16 protein-coding genes are annotated in these 20116 nt (G+C 36.5%); 12 read left to right on the forward strand and 4 right to left on the reverse strand.

The annotated features are described in order from the left end of the window. Positions 1-31: 31 nt before the first annotated feature. Positions 32-1879 carry a zinc-binding metallopeptidase family protein gene (locus tag IV36_RS01355; protein ID WP_235810215.1) on the forward strand — a complete coding sequence of 616 codons (1848 nt, stop codon included), beginning with the start codon at positions 32-34 and terminating at the stop codon, positions 1877-1879. Between the two features lie 123 nt (positions 1880-2002). Next, positions 2003-3052 carry a tagatose 1,6-diphosphate aldolase gene (locus tag IV36_RS01360; RefSeq protein WP_056990378.1) on the forward strand — a complete coding sequence of 350 codons (1050 nt, stop codon included), beginning with the start codon at positions 2003-2005 and terminating at the stop codon, positions 3050-3052. 249 nt (positions 3053-3301) lie between these two features. Here the strand turns inward: IV36_RS01360 and IV36_RS01365 are convergent, their stop codons facing one another. Then, positions 3302-4669: an FAD-binding oxidoreductase gene (locus tag IV36_RS01365; RefSeq protein WP_056990380.1), complete on the reverse strand. Its 1368-nt coding sequence runs from the start codon at positions 4667-4669 to the stop codon at positions 3302-3304. Between the two features lie 295 nt (positions 4670-4964). On the opposite strand from IV36_RS01365, the gene IV36_RS01370 reads away from it, so the two are divergent. Then, on the forward strand, positions 4965-7160 hold the full coding sequence (locus tag IV36_RS01370) for a dynamin family protein (protein ID WP_056990382.1): 2196 nt from the start codon (positions 4965-4967) through the stop codon (positions 7158-7160). Positions 7161-7483: 323 nt separating this feature from the next. Here the strand turns inward: IV36_RS01370 and IV36_RS01375 are convergent, their stop codons facing one another. From IV36_RS01375 to IV36_RS01385, 3 genes are read right to left on the reverse strand one after another with little or no spacing between them, the layout of a single operon-like run. Beyond that, a complete protein-coding gene (locus IV36_RS01375) occupies positions 7484-8779 on the reverse strand; it encodes an FAD-binding oxidoreductase (RefSeq protein WP_056990385.1) in 1296 nt (431 codons plus the stop codon). Then, a complete protein-coding gene (locus IV36_RS01380; protein ID WP_235810216.1) occupies positions 8757-9557 on the reverse strand; it encodes an FAD:protein FMN transferase in 801 nt (266 codons plus the stop codon). Before IV36_RS01380 ends, IV36_RS01375 begins: the two co-directional genes overlap by 23 nt. 28 nt (positions 9558-9585) lie before the next feature. Further along, entirely contained in the window at positions 9586-10053 is a 468-nt protein-coding gene (locus IV36_RS01385) for an FMN-binding protein (RefSeq protein ID WP_003687420.1), read from the reverse strand. A 227-nt stretch (positions 10054-10280) separates the two neighbouring features. Here IV36_RS01385 and IV36_RS01390 point away from each other — a divergent pair, with 227 nt between their 5' ends. From IV36_RS01390 to arsC, 9 genes are all read left to right on the forward strand, one after another. Beyond that, entirely contained in the window at positions 10281-10970 is a 690-nt protein-coding gene (locus IV36_RS01390; RefSeq protein WP_003687422.1) for a response regulator transcription factor, read from the forward strand. A gap of 16 nt (positions 10971-10986) precedes the next feature. Then, a complete protein-coding gene (locus IV36_RS01395) occupies positions 10987-12354 on the forward strand; it encodes a HAMP domain-containing sensor histidine kinase (RefSeq protein WP_056990386.1) in 1368 nt (455 codons plus the stop codon). A gap of 301 nt (positions 12355-12655) precedes the next feature. Continuing rightward, the gene (locus tag IV36_RS01400) at positions 12656-13141 is read left to right on the forward strand and encodes a hypothetical protein (RefSeq protein WP_003687426.1); all 486 of its coding nucleotides are present in this window, start codon (positions 12656-12658) and stop codon (positions 13139-13141) included. A 28-nt stretch (positions 13142-13169) separates the two neighbouring features. Next, positions 13170-14111 carry a glycosyltransferase family 2 protein gene (locus tag IV36_RS01405; protein ID WP_003687427.1) on the forward strand — a complete coding sequence of 314 codons (942 nt, stop codon included), beginning with the start codon at positions 13170-13172 and terminating at the stop codon, positions 14109-14111. A 58-nt stretch (positions 14112-14169) separates the two neighbouring features. After that, complete coding sequence (locus tag IV36_RS01410; protein WP_003687430.1) at positions 14170-14832, forward strand: VTT domain-containing protein; 663 nt, start codon at positions 14170-14172, stop codon at positions 14830-14832. Next, positions 14819-15460, forward strand: coding sequence for a phosphatase PAP2 family protein (locus IV36_RS01415; protein WP_010077697.1), 642 nt, complete (start codon positions 14819-14821; stop codon positions 15458-15460). The genes IV36_RS01410 and IV36_RS01415 overlap by 14 nt, the downstream gene beginning before the upstream one ends. Positions 15461-15541: 81 nt before the next feature. Beyond that, entirely contained in the window at positions 15542-17521 is a 1980-nt protein-coding gene (locus tag IV36_RS01420) for a hypothetical protein (RefSeq protein ID WP_056990387.1), read from the forward strand. A gap of 106 nt (positions 17522-17627) precedes the next feature. Then, the gene (locus IV36_RS01425; protein ID WP_003687446.1) at positions 17628-19439 is read left to right on the forward strand and encodes a heavy metal translocating P-type ATPase; all 1812 of its coding nucleotides are present in this window, start codon (positions 17628-17630) and stop codon (positions 19437-19439) included. A 24-nt stretch (positions 19440-19463) separates the two neighbouring features. Further along, positions 19464-19868: an arsenate reductase (thioredoxin) gene (gene arsC / locus IV36_RS01430; RefSeq protein WP_003687448.1), complete on the forward strand. Its 405-nt coding sequence runs from the start codon at positions 19464-19466 to the stop codon at positions 19866-19868. Positions 19869-20116 lie beyond the last annotated feature (248 nt).

A 20116-nucleotide genomic window follows, 5' to 3' on the forward strand; every position in this document is an offset into this window, starting at 1 on the left:
CTACAAGTTAACATATGATATTACATTTGTAATGTCTAAAGATATTGGGGGAGAATTTATGAACTTGTTTATTAGTTTAATATTATTAGTATTATCTGTCATGACTTGCTTACTCACGGGTTATCCCATTGCAACAGCTGCTATTTCGCTGTTTGCAAGTTTAATGTTGTGCATGTATATAATGATGTCAAAGAAGATAAGAAAAAAATTAATAGTATCGTTGTTTTTAGTTTCTGCGTTGTTAGATTTTATTTATATTATTACCTCTTGGGTACCAATGATTTGGGTACAAGTCGTTGTGTATCTCATTATGAGTTTATATTTTATTTTAAAGATACAAATAGCATCTTCTGTAGGTAAATATCTCACAAAGGGATTATTAATGTTATCAGTTTGTCTGATCAGTGGATTATTACTTATTGATATTTCTAGTAATTCAATTGCCACCACTGTGAACAGCAGCGAGAAACTACCTTCTGTACGAATAAAAAAACAAAAATTAGAAAATCAGAAATCATTGCTGGCCGATATGAATACTATGAATAATTTTGGCAGTCGCTTGACAGGTTCTACGGGACAAAACCAGTTTATTGGTTGGCTTGAAAACCAAGCTAAAAAAATGAATTTAGCTGTTCACGAAAATAAGTATAGTTTTTTGAATTGGACAGAAAAAGATAGTTCACTTTATGTTAATAAACAAAAAATCTCAATATCATCTGCGTATCCTTATTCCGGAAAAACAGATAGTAGAGGAATCAGCAAAGAATTAGTTTACACAGACAATAATAATCTTGATAGAGCTAAAGGAAAAATAGCCGTTATACAAGTGGATAATACAAAAACGATACCTAAGCAGTTAATCATGAATCAACAGAGTTCTTTTCCTAAGGGCACACATATTACTTCCAACGATGGAGATATTACTTTATCGGCTGCTCTAAGAGCCACTAATCTAAAAAAAGCGAGAAAAGCGGGCGTAAAAGGGGTTATTTTAGTTTGGAAAGGTGCATCTGATTCAAAAGTAAAGGAACAATATCAACCTTTTACAACTGATTATGCTGGTGTTCCGGCACTTTGGGTGAATGAAAGCGAAGGTAAAAAGGTAATTAAGGCTGCAAAGGCACATCAAAAGGGGAAAATTACATTAATAGCGACACGTAAAAGGGTAAAAACAAAATCATTTTATGTTACTATACCGGGAAAAAATAAAAAGGAATCCATTATTATTAATACGCATACCGACGGTGTCAATGCAATTGAAGAAAACGGGGCAATCGCATTGCTTGCAATGATGCGCTATCTAAAAGATCAAAAACCTAATAAAACACTTGTTTTTGCATTTGTAACGGGCCATTTTCGCTTACCTGTTTTTAAAGGGACCTCACAAGCAACTTCGACCTGGCTTAAAGATAACCCTCAGGTTTGGGATGGCAAGGGGAAACACCTCAAAGCTGTGGCTGCAATAACCGCAGAACATCTGGGTAGTATGGAGTGGAAAGACAATAAAAATGGAAAGTTCAGCCCAACTGGGAAAATACAAACTGAATATACCTATGTGGGCAATCAAACAATGAACGAAATATGGATGAAAGCAGTAAAAAATAGAAAATTAACTAGAACTGTTACATTAAGAGGACATAATGGTTTTGAATTCGGTGAAAGTCAGCCGCTTTTTAATGAAAAAATACCAGTAATTGGGTTGATTACTATGCCGGATTACTTAACTACAAGCAGCAAGAGTTTGGAAATGGATAAGTTTAATGTTAATTTGATGCACCAACAAATCAGTTCTTTATTAAAGGCAACACTAACTATTGATCAATTAAGTTCAAAGCAACTAGGCAAAGGGCAAAGCTACTCATATTTTATCGGCAGATAATCTTTATTGAAACTTATACATGATACAGTATCAAAGTATTGATACCCCTCTTTACAATAGATAAACAAAAGCGTACCATTTAAAGTGTAATCATTACTGTTTAACCGAAAGGGAGGAATCATAATGGTAAAAAAAAGAATTTCACGCGGCAAGTTCGACAAATTACAAAAATTGTCTAATGATCACGGAATTATCGCTGCACTCGCGATCGATCAACGCGGTTCAATGAAGAGAATGATGGAAGCTGCTGCTCAACAAGCAGGAAAGAATTATAATATTGAAATGGTTTACGAGTTTAAGGAACTTGTTTCGCAAGTTTTAACTAACCATGTTTCGGGTATTTTATTGGATGAAGAGCTAGGATTTAAAGGAATTAAGTCTAAGGCAAAACAAACTGGCTTGATCTTATCCTATGAAAAAACGGGCTATGATGTTAAAACAGTTGGGCGCTTTCCTGAGTTATTACCAAATGAAAGTCTGCACCGTTTATTAAGCAAGGGAGCAGATGCTGCTAAAGTTCTAGTCTACTATAATCCTAATGATAAAGCAGAAATAAATGATGTTAAGCATGCCTTTTTGGAACGTTTGGGTACTGAAGGTCTAGCAGCTGATATTCCACTTTTTGTGGAGATTGTGACTTATGATGACGCAATTCCAGATACAAAAAGTGTTTCTTTTGCTAAAGAAAAGCCGCAATTGGTCATTGATTCAATGCGGGAATTTTCTAAGGGAAAGTACCACATCGATGTTATTAAGACCGAAGTTCCAGTCAACTTTGATTATGTAGAAGGTTATACTGCAGACGGTGTTGCCCCACTCTACACTAAAGAAGAAGCAGCCAAATATTTTGCTTCAGCCAACAAGGCCGTTGATCGACCTTTCATCTATTTGTCTGCGGGCGTCAGTGCTGAGACTTTTCGTAATGAATTGACTTTTGCAGGAGAAGCCCATACAAAATATAACGGTATCTTAGGAGGCCGTGCAACTTGGCTCCAAGGAGTTCAAGTTTATGCACAAAAGGGTAGAGCCGGATTGATTGAATGGCTCAACACACAAGGCAAGCAAAATATTTCCGAATTGAATGATATTCTGAATGAAGGTGCTACTCCTTGGTATGACTGGTATGGTGGATTAGATAACATTGAAGTCTTCGATAGAGATATTATGGATTAGTCAATGCAGGTAGTGTAGGCCCTTTCTCAGATCAAGTGTGTGACCAATGGCTTTGGACAAATTATCTGTTGGTTAGAGAACTTGATATGGACTAAGAATTTAAAATTAGAATGATACTTATCGCGGCAATAATAACCGAAACTTCAATTAGTGTAAAAAAGTAGATAATTAATCACCACTCGTTCTTGAGAAGTAATTAATTATCTAAACCAAAGCTGTTGTTAATTGTTGAACTATTCTAAAAGCATATTAAATATTTCGATCCTGATTAAATAATTTATCGGGGTCTTCTTTGTCTGCTATAGCCTTAAGCTTAGAGGCTATATATTCGGGCCAAACACGAGCATTTTCTTCACTGCTAAGATCACTTGAGTAAGCACCATACACACCGATGCCTAATTTTAATAGCGGTTCAAAATTTTTATTTGCTTGTGCGGCGTCATCCTTAGCAGACCAAAGTGCAATAAAGCCCACGGCATTTCGGCAAGTCCATGCGGTTGTCATGGCATTTACAGTATTTAAAGCTCCTCCAATGTAGCGTAATTCTATTCCCAATGAATTAAAATTATTTAAAATATTGGTTATTTCCTTAGCAATCTGAGGAGTAAATGCTCGTACTAACGTGTTTTTCACATACACAGCTTGTTGACCAGTGTGTGGAGTATGTGGTGCTACTACCATATCTGCATAATTCATAACCTTTTCCTGATGTTTGACCACCCCAGCAAGTTTAGAAGCTTGATTAAACCAAATATGTTCATTTTCATCCTTGATCCCTGCCCATATGTTGGTGGCCTGTACACTGAAGTTAACCACGTGGTGATTTGAATTGGTAATCATTAGTAGACTAGTTAAGTTTTTAGGAGCACTACTGATCCATTCTTGCCAATCATGAATGAAGTCGCTGAGATTGTTTACTGAGTAAGTGACGGTTTGTAAACAAATTGGAGTCTTAATGCTCTTTGTTTTATCGATTAACTTGTCTGCTTTAAATAAGAATTCGGTCACGATCCCTATTTGTGAACCACCGCCACGAATTGCCCAGAATAGTTCAGGATAATGGGTCTTATCAGCCACGATGATTTTTCCAATTGCGGTTACTATCCTAGCACCAATTAAGTGATCAATTGTTAGACCAAAGCGACGCACAAGTAATCCAATTCCGCCATAAACTGTTAGTCCGCCAACACCAGTATCTCCGAAATCTCCACTGGAAATAACTAGGTTGTACGGAGACAATTTTTGTGCCACATCTCCCCAAACAGCACCAGCTTGTATTTTTGCAATTCCCTTATTAGCATCAATTATTTCAACTTTGTTCAGGCTGCTAATGTCTAGTATAATTCCACCGTCATTGACCGAGGTCATTGTGATACCATGTCCACCACTTCTCACAGAAAATGTAATTTTCCAATTTTTCTGTCTTCTAACCTCGCTAACATATTTTATTGTGTCCACTATATTTGTTTCTGTTTTTGCCATAATAATAAGCAAAGGAGTTCCGACACGAAAGTAATTGGAACGGACTTGCTTATAGGTAGGATCACTTGGAAAAATGGCAAGATTTTTTAATGAGTTAGGCAGTTCTGGCCAATTATTATTTTGTTTAATTTCCATATTTTTCTCCTTAATAGATAAAAAAGTGTAAATCCCTAATTGATTAAGATAATCTATCATTTTTTGAGATAGTGATTCATATTTTAGCCATTCATGTGTAGCTTTGCTGCTCCATTTGGTCTTTTATAACCCAAAAGGTTTTTAAATATGATTTTTGAACGTATGTATTATTTAGAATCGGATGAATCGTTCTTGCTCACTACTTTAATTCTAGTACTGCTAAGCCGATGTATCTTATAACAGAATCGCATTAATGTAGTTTTTTGATTCATATTAATACTTGGGGGATTAAGTTATGAATGGGGAATTTGATTTAAACTACTTTAGAGAAAAAATCTTAAAAATGAATAAACAGGATTTTGCCGACCTGATGGAAATCGATGTGATAACACTTGAGATGTGGGAGGGAGATCCTGATAATCTTACAATGAGAATATATAAGGAGATAGCTGAAAAAACTGATTATACATTGGAACAACTATTTAATTTTAAGGAGCATGTGCCCCTGCCTTGGAAACTAGATAATAAAATCACTGAGAAAAGAGAAAAAGTGTTAAAAAAAGTTCTCGAAAATGAACAATCTTTTGAAGAAGCACTGCTTGAGATTGAACAAAAAGAACTAGAAGAAGGGTTTGAAATCAATGTAGCGGAGGTAAAAGGATATTTTGAAGAATTAAAAAAGATTGGTCCACTATGCCGTAATAGGCTGCAAAAACCGCTAGTAGCTTTTGTAGGTGCATCTGATGCAGGGAAGAGTTCGCTGATAAATGTCATATTGGGAACGGATTTATTACCGACGGCTTTTCAACCAATGACCGCAGCAATTAATTACGTATATCATGAATTAGATAAACCGGAAAATATTGGCGCTGAAAATAATACGGTTGTGGTCAGGACTAACCATGAGCAGGTGGTAGACATCTCAAATTTGGGGAACATTATTGAGAATGGGGAACACATTATTGCAATAGGAAAGACAAATCTAATTCGAGAATATGGTCTCAATAAATACAATGAAAAAACAAATGAAGTAAATAATCAGGGACTTACTTATATTTTTACTTTTATAGATGCACCAATATTAAACGGACTTGCGTTCATTGATACTCCAGGAATTAGTGCAAATGAAAAAGACAATCAGACAGCACTCAAGGCCTATCAGTATGCAGATGTTACGATCTATCTATCACAAATGTCCAGTTTTTTACGGGAAGAAGACATGATATTCATTAAACAAATTATTGATTCTTCCTCCAGAGAATTTGACCAAGATGGACGTGTGCCATTTAATAATTTATTATTTGTGGGAAGTCATGCAAATTCTATTGGAAATAATGATATAGGCAAGATCTTTGATCGAGCGGTTGCAAGGTTTTTAAATGTTCAGACAAGAAACTATTTGGCTAAATTTGGCTCAACTTACGATCAAAATGCATTCCGTAGTCGTTTTTATGCATCTGATATTAAGAATTCACATCTCTCACAGCCTTTCAAGCAAGCATTCATTGAAATTATGGAGAATATTTTGAATGTCAAAATAATGCAAACCAGATCGTTACAAAAAAAAGCGATAGAAGAAATGATTAAGACAGGAAAGAAAATTGAAGAGCATCTAACAGCACGCATTAATTTTCCAGCAACGAAGGAAAGCCTTAAAAAGTACAAATTTCAACAAATAGAAGAAGAATTACTGAGGTTATCTAATACGAAAAAGGAAGTTTCTATTAGAGATTTTCACAATGCCTATGCGAAGATATTCGCTATAAATTCTATCGAGGAATTAATCAAGAAGAAAGAATTCAAGAATAATCAAGAAGATAAGAAACAGCTTTTGATATTATTACAAAATATGGTAGATGAAAAACTTCAAAGAATATTAAAGGAAAACTCGGCTGATTTTTCCAGCAAAATGGATGGTTCAATAAAAAAGTTCAATGATTTTTTTAATTCTGAGAACTTTGACTTTACTAACTTCTTCATCAAATCTTCTACGGATGTGGCAACCAGCCTTGGAATTTATGGGGCATTCTCCATATTATTTGGCAGCTTGGGAAATCTTGGAGGATATCTTATCCTCATGCAGACAGCTGGTTTTTTGAGCTCAGTTGGTTTATATGGCGGGACATTGTCTGGAGCAGCGACTGCGATTTCTGCCATGGGGGGGCCGCTAACATTGGGACTGGCGTTGATTGTATTTTCTAGTCTTGTGGCTTTCAATATTTTCGGCGATGGTTGGATGAGAAAGTATGCTAGGCAGCTGATCAAACAGTTTGAAAAGCTAGGTGTTGAACAAAAATATAGCACGGAGATTATAAGATACTGGGATGATACTGCGAAAATTACGGCTGAGGCAATAAAAAAAGTTGAGGAGGAATATGCACAGCACCAAAAGGAGACTGCACAAATAATTCAAGCAGAAATACCTTTTTTAAGAGACTTGGTTCAACTAGTGGAGTCTGTTAAAGTAGCTGAAGATGAAAAGATTTTGTGATTTGAATTGCATAGATATTCTAAATGGGACTGGAGCGCAAGTGATATTTTGACTCAGTCTCGTTTATTTTGTCTATTTTTATGAAAAAATACGGATGTTTATTTCCAGAAGCATAAAAAAAGACTAGATCAAAAGTTGAATTTTGACCCAGTTCTTTCATTGATTCCAGATAGATGTGTTCCGTATAACATGCTATGTTTGTAATTTCTTGTTAATACTCAAATTTTACCGATTTATATCCTACCTTCAATTATAATTAAAAATAAGTTATTTGCTTTAAGTTGGACATAAGGCAGCTTCTTACAACATAGGCTATTTGAATATTACCAATTGAATTCTTCTTTAAAAATATTTTTACTACTAACTTTAGTTTTTCCTAGCAATTTCTCCCAGTGATGAATTAGTGGAATAGGACCACTGAGTAAAAACAATGTGTGATTCTGCCAATCATTCGGTAAATGGTTTAAAACAAAGTCATCGGAAAAACGTCCCTGTTGCCAGAAACCAGTGAAGTTAGTATGCTGATTCCACTGGTTTAACTGGTGTTGGTACAACAAATCAGTTTGGTGATGAGCTGAGTAAAACAAATAAATTTTATGAGATAAATTATTGGGAATTAGTGAGAATAAAGGTGTTACTCCAATTCCACCCGTTATTATGACCAAGTTTGAAGTACAATCATGTTCTGCAATAAATGCTTGGTATCGGCCAAAGCCACCAGTGACTTTGGCGGTTACCCCAGCTTTGAGAGTCTTCAGTCTATCGGTAAAATCTCCGTCGGCTCTAATTGTCAGTTTGAATTTTCCATTTTTGTCAGGGAGACTGACCAGAGAAAAAGGATGTGGTTCGCGTAATTTTGATATATGTGGAAAAGATAGGAAAACAAAATCTCCTGCCTGTAAGTTAAGCTGCTGACTTTGACGCCCCCCAAAAGTCAGTTCACGTACACGCGCAGATAAACTGTGATTTTGAATTAATTTAAGTTCCGCTTGTCCCTTGCAGCCGTGCCAGTTAATTTTTGCTTTCAAATAACTAAGAGCTGTTAATAAACTTAAGCCGTCAAACCAGATCATGAAGGATGTAATGGATCTGATATAGTCAATTAATTGGACGTGAATAAAAACTAATATGACGGCTGCCAAAAGTAATTTATGAAGCAGCATGGTAATTTCGTGTTTAAAAACCTTTTCAAGAATTTTTTTGAATTTCGATAGCAAAGAAAAGCGACTGATTAGCCAGCCAGCCAAAAACAGCAGTGAGTAACCAATTAATCCGGTTAAGATAATTAGGGCCAGATCGCCTGTTTGTTTGATTAATCCAGCTGAATGGGTTCCAAGCTTATGAAGCCAGGCCAATCCTAAGGCCGCAATTGCAATTATTCCGTGAAGTTGATATATACTGGGTAGACCTACTAGGCGATCCAGCCAGCGCGGTTTCGTGCTCAAATAAACTGCCGCAAGCATCCATGCATATGCAATGACTCCACTGTAAATAGCGAGCATTTCATTAGCCGCCATTCCTTGCAGTCCTGCAGAAATAGTTTGTATAAAGGGTAAAGGTACAACAAAAAAGAAACTTAACCAAAAAAGAACTAATTTATATTGTATTTTTCTCAGCATCTGCAAGCCGCCCTTCTGAAAATGGAATAATAGTCTTTGATGTAATCATTAATCCGGTTAACTTATGTTCAGTTAATAGATTAATGAATTTTTGCTGGCCAGCAGCTAAGGCAGTTGTTGCCCAGATATCTGCCCAGGTCAGACCCTCAGAAATTATAGTAGCTTGAAGGAGAGAATGATCTGTCAAATTAGCAATATGTTGGCCACGCTTGCTAAAACCAGAAGTAGCAGCAGCCCCATTTTTTAATTTGTAAACGGCACTCAAACTATGGAGTTGTTTAGGATTTTCGATTCCAATTTCCCAGTCAAAAGAAGATTCTGGTTGAGTAGCAAATTGCAAATCTCCACCACCATTCAGTGAAATTCCAGTCACTTGAGGATGACTTGTAAGAAAAGGGGACAACAGATTATTAAAAATTTTTTCAATTGCCCAGCCTTTAACCAAACCTGTCGGATTAAATTCAGATGCATAGTAAGGATCAAAGAAACCGGTAGTAGTTTTAGCCGCCTTTTTGGCTAGATCAAAGACGGTATGAAAGCTTGCATTTTGCATAATCTGTAAATCACCCGCTTGATATTTTTTTAATAATGAACCCTGCTTAAAAGGAGAAAAAATGTGATCAATGACTTGCAATTCTTGCTGCACCTGCGCCATTAGGTAATCAATCCAGTGGTTTGCAGCTGATATCCGTTCTTCACAAACCAATGTTAAAGTGAATGGAATATTCATCATATTAATTACACGATCGTAAAATTGATAATCTTTTTTTGATCTCAAGTTAATTACCTCCTATTAATTGTAGTGATTAAGCTTGTCGAGCTTCAACTAAGGCACTTTGCAAAGAGCCAGTAAAGCCCTTCCAGGTTTCGGTTGCTCCTGAAACTTGTTGAATATTTGCTGATTGACTTTTAACTGCTTCTTGTCGGTAAATTGGCAAGACTCGCTGATTAATTTCAACTGAATGTGAATGTGTATTCGGATATTTAAGAACGGTAATTTGAGTAAGTCGATTGTCTGTAATTTTAATTTTCAATTGAACATTTCCCCAGGCGGTTGTGATGCTTTTCCCAACATATTCACCATCTTTATAGTTCTGTTGGTTGCTGGTACTGCTTGATGCAGTCGAGCTAGTCGAGCTTGAGTTACCGTCGGCTGTTGCACTCCGACTTGTTACACTGTTGCTTAGGGGTTTATATAAGACAAAATAGCTGTCTAATATAATAGATATTGCAATTGCCAATGATAGGGAAATAGCTATTATTTTATGATACATATTTACACCTCTACTTCTAAGAAGTTGATCAATTCTTTCTTTAGATAATATGCCAAATTATGATATAAAACTATCTTTAATTCATGAAGATAATCTGAGAAATTCTCAGAAAAGAATGAGCAACAGCTGATATAATAGAATTAGGTAGAAAGATAGAAAATATTTTTATCAAAAATATGATTGATGCAGATTCTGTTAATATCAGAATTTGCTTTGGGGGAAATATAGTGAGTAAAACAATTTTATTAGTAGAAGATGAACTCGGACTGGTTGCTTCTTTAAAAAAAGAATTAGAATTTGAAAATTATCAAGTTTTGACTGCTTCTGATGGCCTAACGGCTTTAACTGTTTTTGATAAGAAACAAAAATCAATCGATTTAATAATCTTAGATTGGATGTTGCCCAAGTTAGATGGGCTAGGTGTGCTTAGACGAATTAGACGCGCTTATGATATCCCAATTATCATGCTAACAGCTCGTGATTATACTGGAGATAAAGTAGCCGGGCTAACAGGCGGAGCAGATGATTATATTACTAAGCCATTCGATATTGAAGAATTGCTTGCTAGGATAACAGCTGTTTTGCGGCGGCCAAGGCAAATAATTGACAAACATCAAGTTTATCAGCTTGATGATCTAATACTTGATACTGGGAAACGCCGCATTACAAGAGACAATCACAGTATTCAGCTAACACAACGAGAGTATCAATTATTAATGGAAATGTTCAAGGATGTTGGTAAAGTCTTTACGCGTAATGAATTGTTGGACTTGGTTTGGGGTAGTGATTTTGAGGGAGAGCCTAATATTGTGGATGTTTATATTCGTTATTTACGGAATAAAATTGATGAATTTCCAAATTCAAAAAAACTAATTCATACCGTTAGAGGTGTTGGCTATTCACTAACAGATAATTAATGGGAAGTGACCCTAGATGAAAGCAAAGATTAAAAAAGAGCAAAAAAGCGATTCAATTATGCTGCGCAGCTTTCTATTGCTGATAACGGCAATAATTGTCAGTTTTAGTATTATTACAGTGGTTGCAGTCGGACATCAGTTGTTGGAAACTAGCCGCATGACTTCAAACAATATTATTAAGAGTCTGGAACGAACAGTGATTGATGGCGATCGTGATTGGAAACAGTGGCGGTTCAACAGTACTTTGAATACCAGTACGAGTTACGTGCATGTTAGAAATAGTCGACAAGATGCCAAGACAAAAAATTATTATTCTCCTGATGCTAAGAGCCTGTTGAAAATCAAGCCCCAGAAATTTTTTTTAATCCATGGGCTCTATTATCGCCCTAAAATCGGTTTTCTGCTTTATAATACGGGGCATGCCAAAGGAATTCATTATAGTTTATGGATAAAATTAGATTCGCAATTGAAGATTTTGGAAAGAGTCATCATTATTACTGCAATTGTTTTGGTTTTAACACTCCTGACGCTGCCGTTATACATCAGGCTGATTGCTCAACGGTTGACAGGTCCACTAAGTCAGTTAACTAAAAGTGCTGAAGTGATTTCTGTTAAAAAGACTCAGACGACAGACAAATTGCCCATTCCAGCAACACCAACAGAGGTCAAGCAGCTGGCTGCCAGTTTTAATCGTCTGCTGACAAATTTATATGATAAAACGGAAAAAGAAAAAATTTTTGTTTCGAATGCTGCCCATGAATTACGGACGCCGATTGCAACTATCCAAAGTCACGTTCAATTAATTCAAAGACATGGGCATGACCATCCGGAAATTGTTCAGGATTCCTTGGATTATATATATCAAGAAGCTGAACAAACGACAAAACTAATTGAAGAATTATTGACCCTTTCGCGAGCAGACAAAATGACGCTGACACTGCAAAAATATGATATCAGTCAGTCCTTACAGAAGCTTGCCGAGGAGATGAATTTACTTTTTCCACAGCAAATAATTACTGATATTCCAACTAAGATAGTTATCACAGGGCATCAAAAAAGCATTGAACAGATCCTGATTATCTTGTTGAATAATGCTAGTAAATATTCACCACAGGATTCAGTAATTGAATTGACTCTTGAAAGAAATTCTAACGGATTAATTATTAAGGTTGCTGATCAAGGAAGAGGAATCACTGAGCAAGACAAAAAGCATATTTTTGAAAGATTTTATCGTGCAGATGACATTCGTGGTTCAATTACTGGCACAGGGTTGGGGTTGGCAATTGCCCAACAGCTTGCTCTTTTAAATCACGTCACTTTAAAAGTTGCGAATAATCAAACACGAGGCACTGTTTTTTCTTTAGAATTTAGAATTAATTTCTGAAATAATTTAATTTTGGCCCTTAGCGCTGCTAGTCATTCGGCTAAGGGCTTTTTTGTTTCTAAAGAAATCTCATAATCCTCTCAGCAAGCGTTACTTTTAGCGATAAATAAAAGTTGCTAAACTTGAAAATGTTCAAGTGAGGGGAGTTAAGAGGGGAGAGATAAGCGCTGTTTTTAATAAAAAAAATTTTGGTTGGTTAATAACTGGGGTTATCTCTTTAATTTTATATGTTATTTTACTGCTACTGGTCTATTTAAAAGCAACATATTTCAAGTCTTTAGACACTAGTTTGCAACAATTTATGCTGACTATGAGATCAAGTGGGCAAAATCAGTTTTATCCCATCGTTTCATTTTTCAGCAACTTTGCAAGCACTTCTGTGTTAATAATTATCATTGCATTTGCTATCTGGCAGTATTTTCAACGAATAGTAAATGCCGTCTGGGTAATATTTGTCCATTTTAGCAGCATGCTGCTGGCACTATTAATTAATTGGATTTCACAAGAACTGCATCTTAATGGATATCCTGCGCTGGTATTAATTAACGAACATGTTCTGGCAACGGTCATCATTATTCTGATTGTCCTAACAATTATTCTCCCAACACTTGTCGATCAAGAAGTTCAGTTATTAACAATCTTGCTAGCTTTTTTGTGGCTGGGAGTGGTGATTACCGCACAGCTGTACGAGGGGAAAAGTTCTTTTACCGGAATGCTGGCAAGCTTGCTAGTAGCGCTCGTTTGGTGGGAAATCATGCGGATAATTTATTTTATCCGTAACTTCTAAATTTGTACATTGAAGAAGGAAATTAAATATGAAGAAATTAACAATTGTTGTACCGGCACTTAATGAAGAAGAAGTACTGAATAATACATTGCAAAGGCTATTAAAGATTGAAAGCAAACTAATTCAAGCTCAAATTCTTGACCATTCGTCTGATATTTTAGTTGTCGATGATGGCTCGGTTGATCAAACATGGAAAATTATCAAGCATTATCATGAAAAAAATAAAGGTATTAAAGGAATTAAATTAAGCAGAAACTTTGGTCACCAGAATGCATTAATTGCCGGGCTTCAAGCAACCGTCATTTCAGCTGATTTGGTAGTAACCATTGATGCGGATTTACAGGATGATCCAGAAACAATTAATGAAATGATTAATTGTTTTGCTGGTGGAGCTGAAATTGTCTATGGCGTCAGAAATGATCGAACCACGGATACTTGGTTCAAGCGTAATTCTGCAGGTCTGTTTTATAAATTATTAAATTTACTTGGAATTAAGTTGATTCCTAATCATGCAGATTTTAGATTGATGTCGCAGCGGGCGGTTAAAACCTTTTTGCAATATAAAGAACGTAATTTGTTTATCCGTGGAATAATTCCATTGCTAGGTTTTAGCACAGCTAAAGTCTACTACAAGAGGACTCCGCGGTTAGCAGGAAAATCAAAATACCCACTCAAGAAAATGTTGGCTTTTGCTTGGAACGGAATTACGTCATTTTCAATCATCCCTGTGAGATTCATCTTGGCACTAGGCATTTTCACTAGTTCCCTGGGAGCCGTAATGTTCTTTTATTCGATTATAACTAAATGGCTGGGGTTAACGGTTCATGGGTGGTCTTCTTTAATGGTTTCCATCTGGATTTTGGGTGGCCTGCAAATGATTAGTCTGGGAATAATTGGTGAATATATTGGGAAGATAATGACCGAAGTAAAGCAGCGTCCACGATATACCATTCAAAGTTATCTAAAATAAGGCAGTTCGATCAAGTAGGCAATGTTTTTAAATAGCAAATAAAGGGGTTTCGTTGTTAATGATAAATTTAAATAGCTTTATAGTCGGCATTGCTGGTCAAGGAAATTGGATAATATATGTCGTATTATTTTTAATAATTTTTTGCGAGACAGGATTGGTAATTATGCCATTCTTGCCCGGTGATTCTTTATTATTTTTGTGCGGGTCAATGGCAGCTTTATCCAATTCATTTTTTAACATCCAAGCGTTGATAATTTTATTATCGGTGGCGGCCATTTTAGGTGACAGTTTGAACTTTGAGGTTGGAAAGTATTTTGGAAGGTCTTTTACGCAACCCAAATGGGCAAAATGGATTAATGCTGCTTATCTGAAAAAAGCAAACAGTTTCTTTAAAAATTATGGTGCCAGTGCAGTTTTTCTAGGTCGCTTCGCTCCCATAATCAGAACCTTGATTCCGTTTACTGCTGGAATTGGTAAAATGCCATATCATAAATTTGCTTTTTTTAATATGTGCGGTGGCATTGTATGGGTTAGTTTTGTTCTTCTAAGTGGCTACTTCTTCGGGAATATTCCACTAGTAAAAAATCATTTTGAGCTATTAATGATAGTAATTATCTTAATTTCGCTATTTCCAATTGTTTTATTTAAATTCAAGAAAAGTCAGCATTCTACTACTCACAGTATGGACTTGAAAAGAAGTGATTTGGATGAGAAAAAATAAATTTTTAACAATAGTTGGTGGAGTAACGGCATTATTGTTTATTTCCCTGACGATTAGTATTAAAACTTCGGCGATTTGGCTGCAGACACTTGATACAGCAGTTCAAAATCTGATAGCACCTGCTGTAAATCCCGTCGCTACGAAGTATATCAGCTTAATTGCCATTCTAGGTAGCCCATTTATTGATATCTGCTGGACAATACTAATTGCTTTTTTATTGTGGCGGAAGGAACGCAACTTGATTAATGCGGGGTGGTTGCTGATTACCCAGTTCAGTGGCTGTGCAGTTGCTTTAATGATAAAGGAACTGGTTCACCGCTCTAGGCCAGCAAACCAAGTTATCAAGAATGGCGGTTTTAGCTTTCCAAGTGGCCATACTTTTGCAACAGCGATTGTTGTTTTAACAGTTCTTTATTTCATTGTTCCTTGGCTGCAAGATCAAGAACTGCAATTCGTTATTTCTTTATTATCAATTGGTTGGGTGATTCTAGTTGGATTTACACGATTATATTTAAGAGCACATTTTTTTAGCGATGTTTGCGGTAGTCTGCTGCTAGCCATTACTTGGTGGGAAGTCATGAAGCTATTTTATTTTAGATTTTGGGAAAAGATGCTTTCAAATGAATAGAGAAAATTGATAAAAGGCAAAAATTTTTTCGAACATAGGAAATGACATACTTTACTCAATTAATTAAGGCAGGAAACGCATATGAAGTATTTTAAACAATTTTTTATAATTTCTTTGGGAATATCCTTGATGATTGGAATTATTTCAAATTTATTTTATCCACAGAATCTCAGCGAAACATTAATTGTCATCGCATTATCGCTAGGGATTGGCTTTTGTTTACCAAAATTTGCTTGCTGGGCGAACTCACTCTCAAAAAGCAGGGTTTCGCTAATAATTTATCTGGTAATGGGTCTGATTTTAGTCATACAATTGCTGATTCTAATCTTTTTTCCAGCAACCGTTTACCATGATCCGTTTCGTGTGCTTCATGAGGCGGAATTACTGAGTCACAATCATCCTGATTGGGATAACTCAACATATTTTTGGCGCTACTCCAATAATGTTCCCTTGGCTTATTTCTTGTCATTGTGGCTAAAGCTGACTAATGTATTTCAGATATCGACTAATGCTGCATTACACATACTATCCTTGCTTTTTTTGGATGGGTTCATTATTTTAAGCTTAAGAACCTGTCTGAATTTTGTTAAAAGTCATACACAGGTATTAGCATTAGCTCTTTTTTTCCTATTAGGTCCGTTCGCCTATACGTATTACCTGCAAGTTTTCTATTCTGATTTGCCAATTTTGTTGATACTGTTATTGACCTTTAACTTGTTAGCACGCTGGCCTAAGAGTAAAAAAGCTCAATTAGTTAGTGCAATTTTTTTATTTCTGATAATTGTTTGTGGTCAGTTAATTAAAGCTAATCTGATTATTCTTTCAGTTGCAATTCTGATTTTAATTATTGATTTATTTATGTATAAAAAACAGATTTTGAGAAAAATGATTGTCCCGCTCGCCGTGATCTTATTTGCTTTTGCGGCAACATTTCCAGCTAGTCAGGCAGTTAGTGCCGCTGCAAGTTTCAAATCCAACAGCCGTTATCAATTTCCGTTGACCCATTGGATCTGGATGAGCTACAATCCTGTCAGCCATGGTACATATGATGGTAGTGATGTGGGGAAAATGATTAGCTTGCCATCTAAGGCTTCCCGACAATCATATATTGCCAAGGCTTTGCCAGAGCGTTTAAGCCGCTTAGGAATTAATGGAATATTACGACAGTGGGTTGCACGCATTGGAATTTTGTTAAGTGTTAATGACATTCAGAGTGCTTATACTGGGGGCTTTATTCAAGTACCGCGAGTTTATGTCAATTGGCAGTCAAAAGTACACGTTTTAAGTCAGGCAATTATGCGTAGTGGCTTCATCTGGATCTATTTGATTACTTTAAGCAAATGTTTAGAATTGCTTAAACGGCAGACAGCACTTGATTCTATTCGTGAGCTGGCTATCATTACAGCAGTCGGCTACGTGTTTTTTCACATGCTGTTGTGGGAGTCAGAAAGTCGCTATGGGCAGGCTCTTTTACCATTATTATTAGTTATCAATACTTTGCCCATACAAGAAGCAAAGATCCAAAAGGTCCAAGAAATACAGGGTAGATTGGGTAGTTCTCTGCGCACTAAGCTAGGCCCGCTTGTTGTTTGCCTGATTGTGGTTTTGAGCAATCTTGTTAATTGGCATGGATCTGCAGGGCAGATTATCGCTGCACAAAGAAGCCAGCTTTCCTTGCAGTATCACGCGAAGGAGACTTGGATAGAGCCTGGGAAGGTTGTTTCTCAACAAATGGTCATCAAACACGAAGCTACGCTATTTTCAGTGGCAGTTCCGCAAGGTTCAAAATTATCCGGAGAATTGATAAATTACCGGACGAAGCGCCATTATCTGCTAAAACATGGATTAAAAGCAGGCAGTTCATCGTTAAGTTACCATGGTAAAATCGCAGCGGGTTCTTATCAAATATTTTTAGTAAACAAGGATAGTCAGATGCAGCCCATCGAAATTGTTCAGACTGTCAATTATCAACTCGCACCATATCCAGTCAAGATGAATGCACAGACGGTCAGATTTGCATCGTTAGTCTATAAGGCGACTTACAGCAATAGGAAAGTTTGAATTGCTTTATTTCTTGGACTTGATGAACTAGAATTAGAATGAATTAGTTGACTAATAAACAAACGAAAATAATGATTTTAAATGTTAACAAATAGAGGCAGATTTTATGAAGCAGTATAATAAACTGGGAATAATTTTAGGAATCGGGATAGTTACGGTAATTATTCAATTTGTTTTAAGACAGCAACTTCTTGCACAAAGTATCATAACTCTAACAGGGATTGTTTTTGCACTGATGATGTTAAAAGAAATGATTAAAGCGCTTCACTCCGGCGATTATGGCGTTGACTTATTAGCAATTACAGCTATTATTGCTACATTAGCAGTCGGTGAATATTGGGCAGCGATGATTATTTTGATAATGCTGATTGGTGGCGATTCATTAGAAGAGTATGCTGCCAAAAAGGCAGGTTCAGAATTAAAATCATTGGTAGATAATTCACCTCAGATTGCGCACCGGATTGTGAAGCAACAACAAGATGATGTCAAAGTTGCTGCTGTTTTAATTGATGACCATTTAGTTGTCAAGCCGGGTGAGGTAATCCCAGTTGATGGTCATGTGATTCAAGGACAAGGGAATGTTGATGAGTCCTCTTTAACAGGTGAATCACGACCTGTAAGTAAGCGGGTAGACGATAAATTGCTGTCAGGAGCAATCAATGGTGATACGGTTTTAGTTATGCAGGTTGATAAATTAGCTAAGGATAGCCAATATCAGCAACTGGTAAAGTTAGTCAAGATTGCTGGCAATTCTCCGTCGCATTTTGTGCGCTTAGCCGACCGCTATGCAGTTCCTTTTACTTTGGTAACTTACCTAATTGCTGGAGTTGCTTGGTTTTTGGCTAAGGACCCAGTTAGATTTGCTGAAGTTTTAGTGGTTGCTTCCCCTTGTCCTTTGATCTTGGCTGCTCCAGTTGCGATGGTTTCGGGAATGAGTCGTTCGTCAAGAAATGGGATTGTTGTAAAAACGGGAGATGTAATTGAAAAATTGGCAACAGCCCAAACAGCAATTTTTGATAAAACAGGTACAATTACTAAGGGATACTTAACGGTTGCTCAAATCAAATCTCTAAGTGAACTTACACCAACCGAATTGTTGAGTCTAGCAGTTAGCTTAGAACAAAACTCTAATCATATTTTGGCACGTTCATTAGTTAAGTATGGACAAGAGAACCATGTTGAGTTGCAAAGTTTTACTGATGTTTCCGAGATCGTTGGTCAAGGTCTTGTGGCTAAGCAAAACGAAAAATTGATTAAGGTGGGAAAGTTAAGCTTTGTGACCTCAGCTAATCCAAAATTGGATATCCAACAAACCGCTGTTTATCTTTCGGTTGATCACAAGCTTTGCGGCTATGTGACTTTTACAGATGAAATTCGGCCAGAAGCTGAGCTGACAATGCGACAATTGAAGCAATATGGTGTAAAGCATTTGATGATGCTAACTGGCGATCAGATTACAACAGCTCAAAGTGTAGCTCAAAAAGTGGGTATTATTGATGTGCAGGCCAACTTGTTGCCCCAAGACAAAATTACAGCTATTAAAAGCCTGACTGAGGCAATGCGACCAGCAATTATGGTTGGTGATGGAGTCAATGATGCACCTTCTCTGGCGATGGCGGATGTGGGAATTGCTATGGGAGCACATGGATCCAGTGCCGCAAGCGAATCAGCAGATGTTGTTATTTTGAAGGATGATTTAAGACGAGTCGCGAAAGCAGTCGAAATTTCCCAAAATACAATGAAAGTGGCTAAACAAGCAGTTTTGATTGGAATATTTATTTGTGTATTATTAATGTTAATCGCAACAACTGGTATTTTACCAGCATTAGTTGGAGCGATGATGCAAGAAATCATTGATACGGTTTCAATTTTATGGGCCTTGCGGGCAAGAGAAGGTCAGCGTCATAGAACTTTATAATAAAAATTAGTTGAGGTGTTTTTGATGAAAAAAATATACTTTTTGTGCACTGGAAATTCATGCCGCAGTCAAATGGCAGAAGGATACGCTAAGGCATTTTTGCCACAAAATAAATTTGAAATTAGAAGTGCTGGAGTCGAAGTCCATGGTTTAAATCCTGATGCAGTTAAGGTGATGCTTGAAGATGGAATTGATATTTCGCAGCAATATTCAAAGAAAATTGATCTTGGCTACTTTAAATCTTCTGACTTAATTATTACGCTTTGTGGGGATGCAAAAGACAAGTGCCCTGTCATTTCTGCTGAAACGCAGCATCTTCATTATCCGTTGGCAGACCCAGGGAATGCAGTTGGAAGCTATGAAGAGCGGCTCGATGTTTTTCGAAATATTCGTGATAAAATTAAAAAAATAGTACTTAGTTTAGAATAAATATGAGGGTGCGACATAGGTTGGTAAAATTTGAGTAGTAACGAGAAATTACGAGCATAACGTGTTCCTTGCTATGAATAATTCGAAGTTAGACGGAGAATTTTGACTTACGGAACACGTTTATCCGGAATAAATAAAGAAGACAGGTCAAACCTTAATTTTTGCCCCAGTCTTGTTCCAACGATATGCTGAGAAATTTTGAATTACGTGTGTTTGGCATGCTCGCCATCTTCTTTTATTGTTAACTA

It is taken from the genome of Liquorilactobacillus mali (assembly GCF_001437155.1).
Lineage (GTDB): Bacteria > Bacillota > Bacilli > Lactobacillales > Lactobacillaceae > Liquorilactobacillus > Liquorilactobacillus mali_A.

Bases quoted from the DNA above. Each gene is read 5' to 3' on its own strand.
- IV36_RS01355 (WP_235810215.1), top strand. From the start codon at position 32: ATGTCTAAAGATATTGGGGGAGAATTTATGAACTTGTTTATTAGTTTA.
- IV36_RS01360 (WP_056990378.1), top strand. From the start codon at position 2,003: ATGGTAAAAAAAAGAATTTCACGCGGCAAGTTCGACAAATTACAAAAA.
- IV36_RS01365 (WP_056990380.1), bottom strand. From the start codon at position 4,669: ATGGAAATTAAACAAAATAATAATTGGCCAGAACTGCCTAACTCATTA.
- IV36_RS01370 (WP_056990382.1), top strand. From the start codon at position 4,965: ATGAATGGGGAATTTGATTTAAACTACTTTAGAGAAAAAATCTTAAAA.
- IV36_RS01375 (WP_056990385.1), bottom strand. From the start codon at position 8,779: ATGCTGAGAAAAATACAATATAAATTAGTTCTTTTTTGGTTAAGTTTC.
- IV36_RS01385 (WP_003687420.1), bottom strand. From the start codon at position 10,053: ATGTATCATAAAATAATAGCTATTTCCCTATCATTGGCAATTGCAATA.
- IV36_RS01395 (WP_056990386.1), top strand. From the start codon at position 10,987: ATGAAAGCAAAGATTAAAAAAGAGCAAAAAAGCGATTCAATTATGCTG.
- IV36_RS01400 (WP_003687426.1), top strand. From the start codon at position 12,656: ATGCTGACTATGAGATCAAGTGGGCAAAATCAGTTTTATCCCATCGTT.
- IV36_RS01405 (WP_003687427.1), top strand. From the start codon at position 13,170: ATGAAGAAATTAACAATTGTTGTACCGGCACTTAATGAAGAAGAAGTA.
- IV36_RS01410 (WP_003687430.1), top strand. From the start codon at position 14,170: ATGATAAATTTAAATAGCTTTATAGTCGGCATTGCTGGTCAAGGAAAT.
- IV36_RS01415 (WP_010077697.1), top strand. From the start codon at position 14,819: ATGAGAAAAAATAAATTTTTAACAATAGTTGGTGGAGTAACGGCATTA.
- IV36_RS01420 (WP_056990387.1), top strand. From the start codon at position 15,542: ATGAAGTATTTTAAACAATTTTTTATAATTTCTTTGGGAATATCCTTG.
- IV36_RS01425 (WP_003687446.1), top strand. From the start codon at position 17,628: ATGAAGCAGTATAATAAACTGGGAATAATTTTAGGAATCGGGATAGTT.
- arsC (WP_003687448.1), top strand. From the start codon at position 19,464: ATGAAAAAAATATACTTTTTGTGCACTGGAAATTCATGCCGCAGTCAA.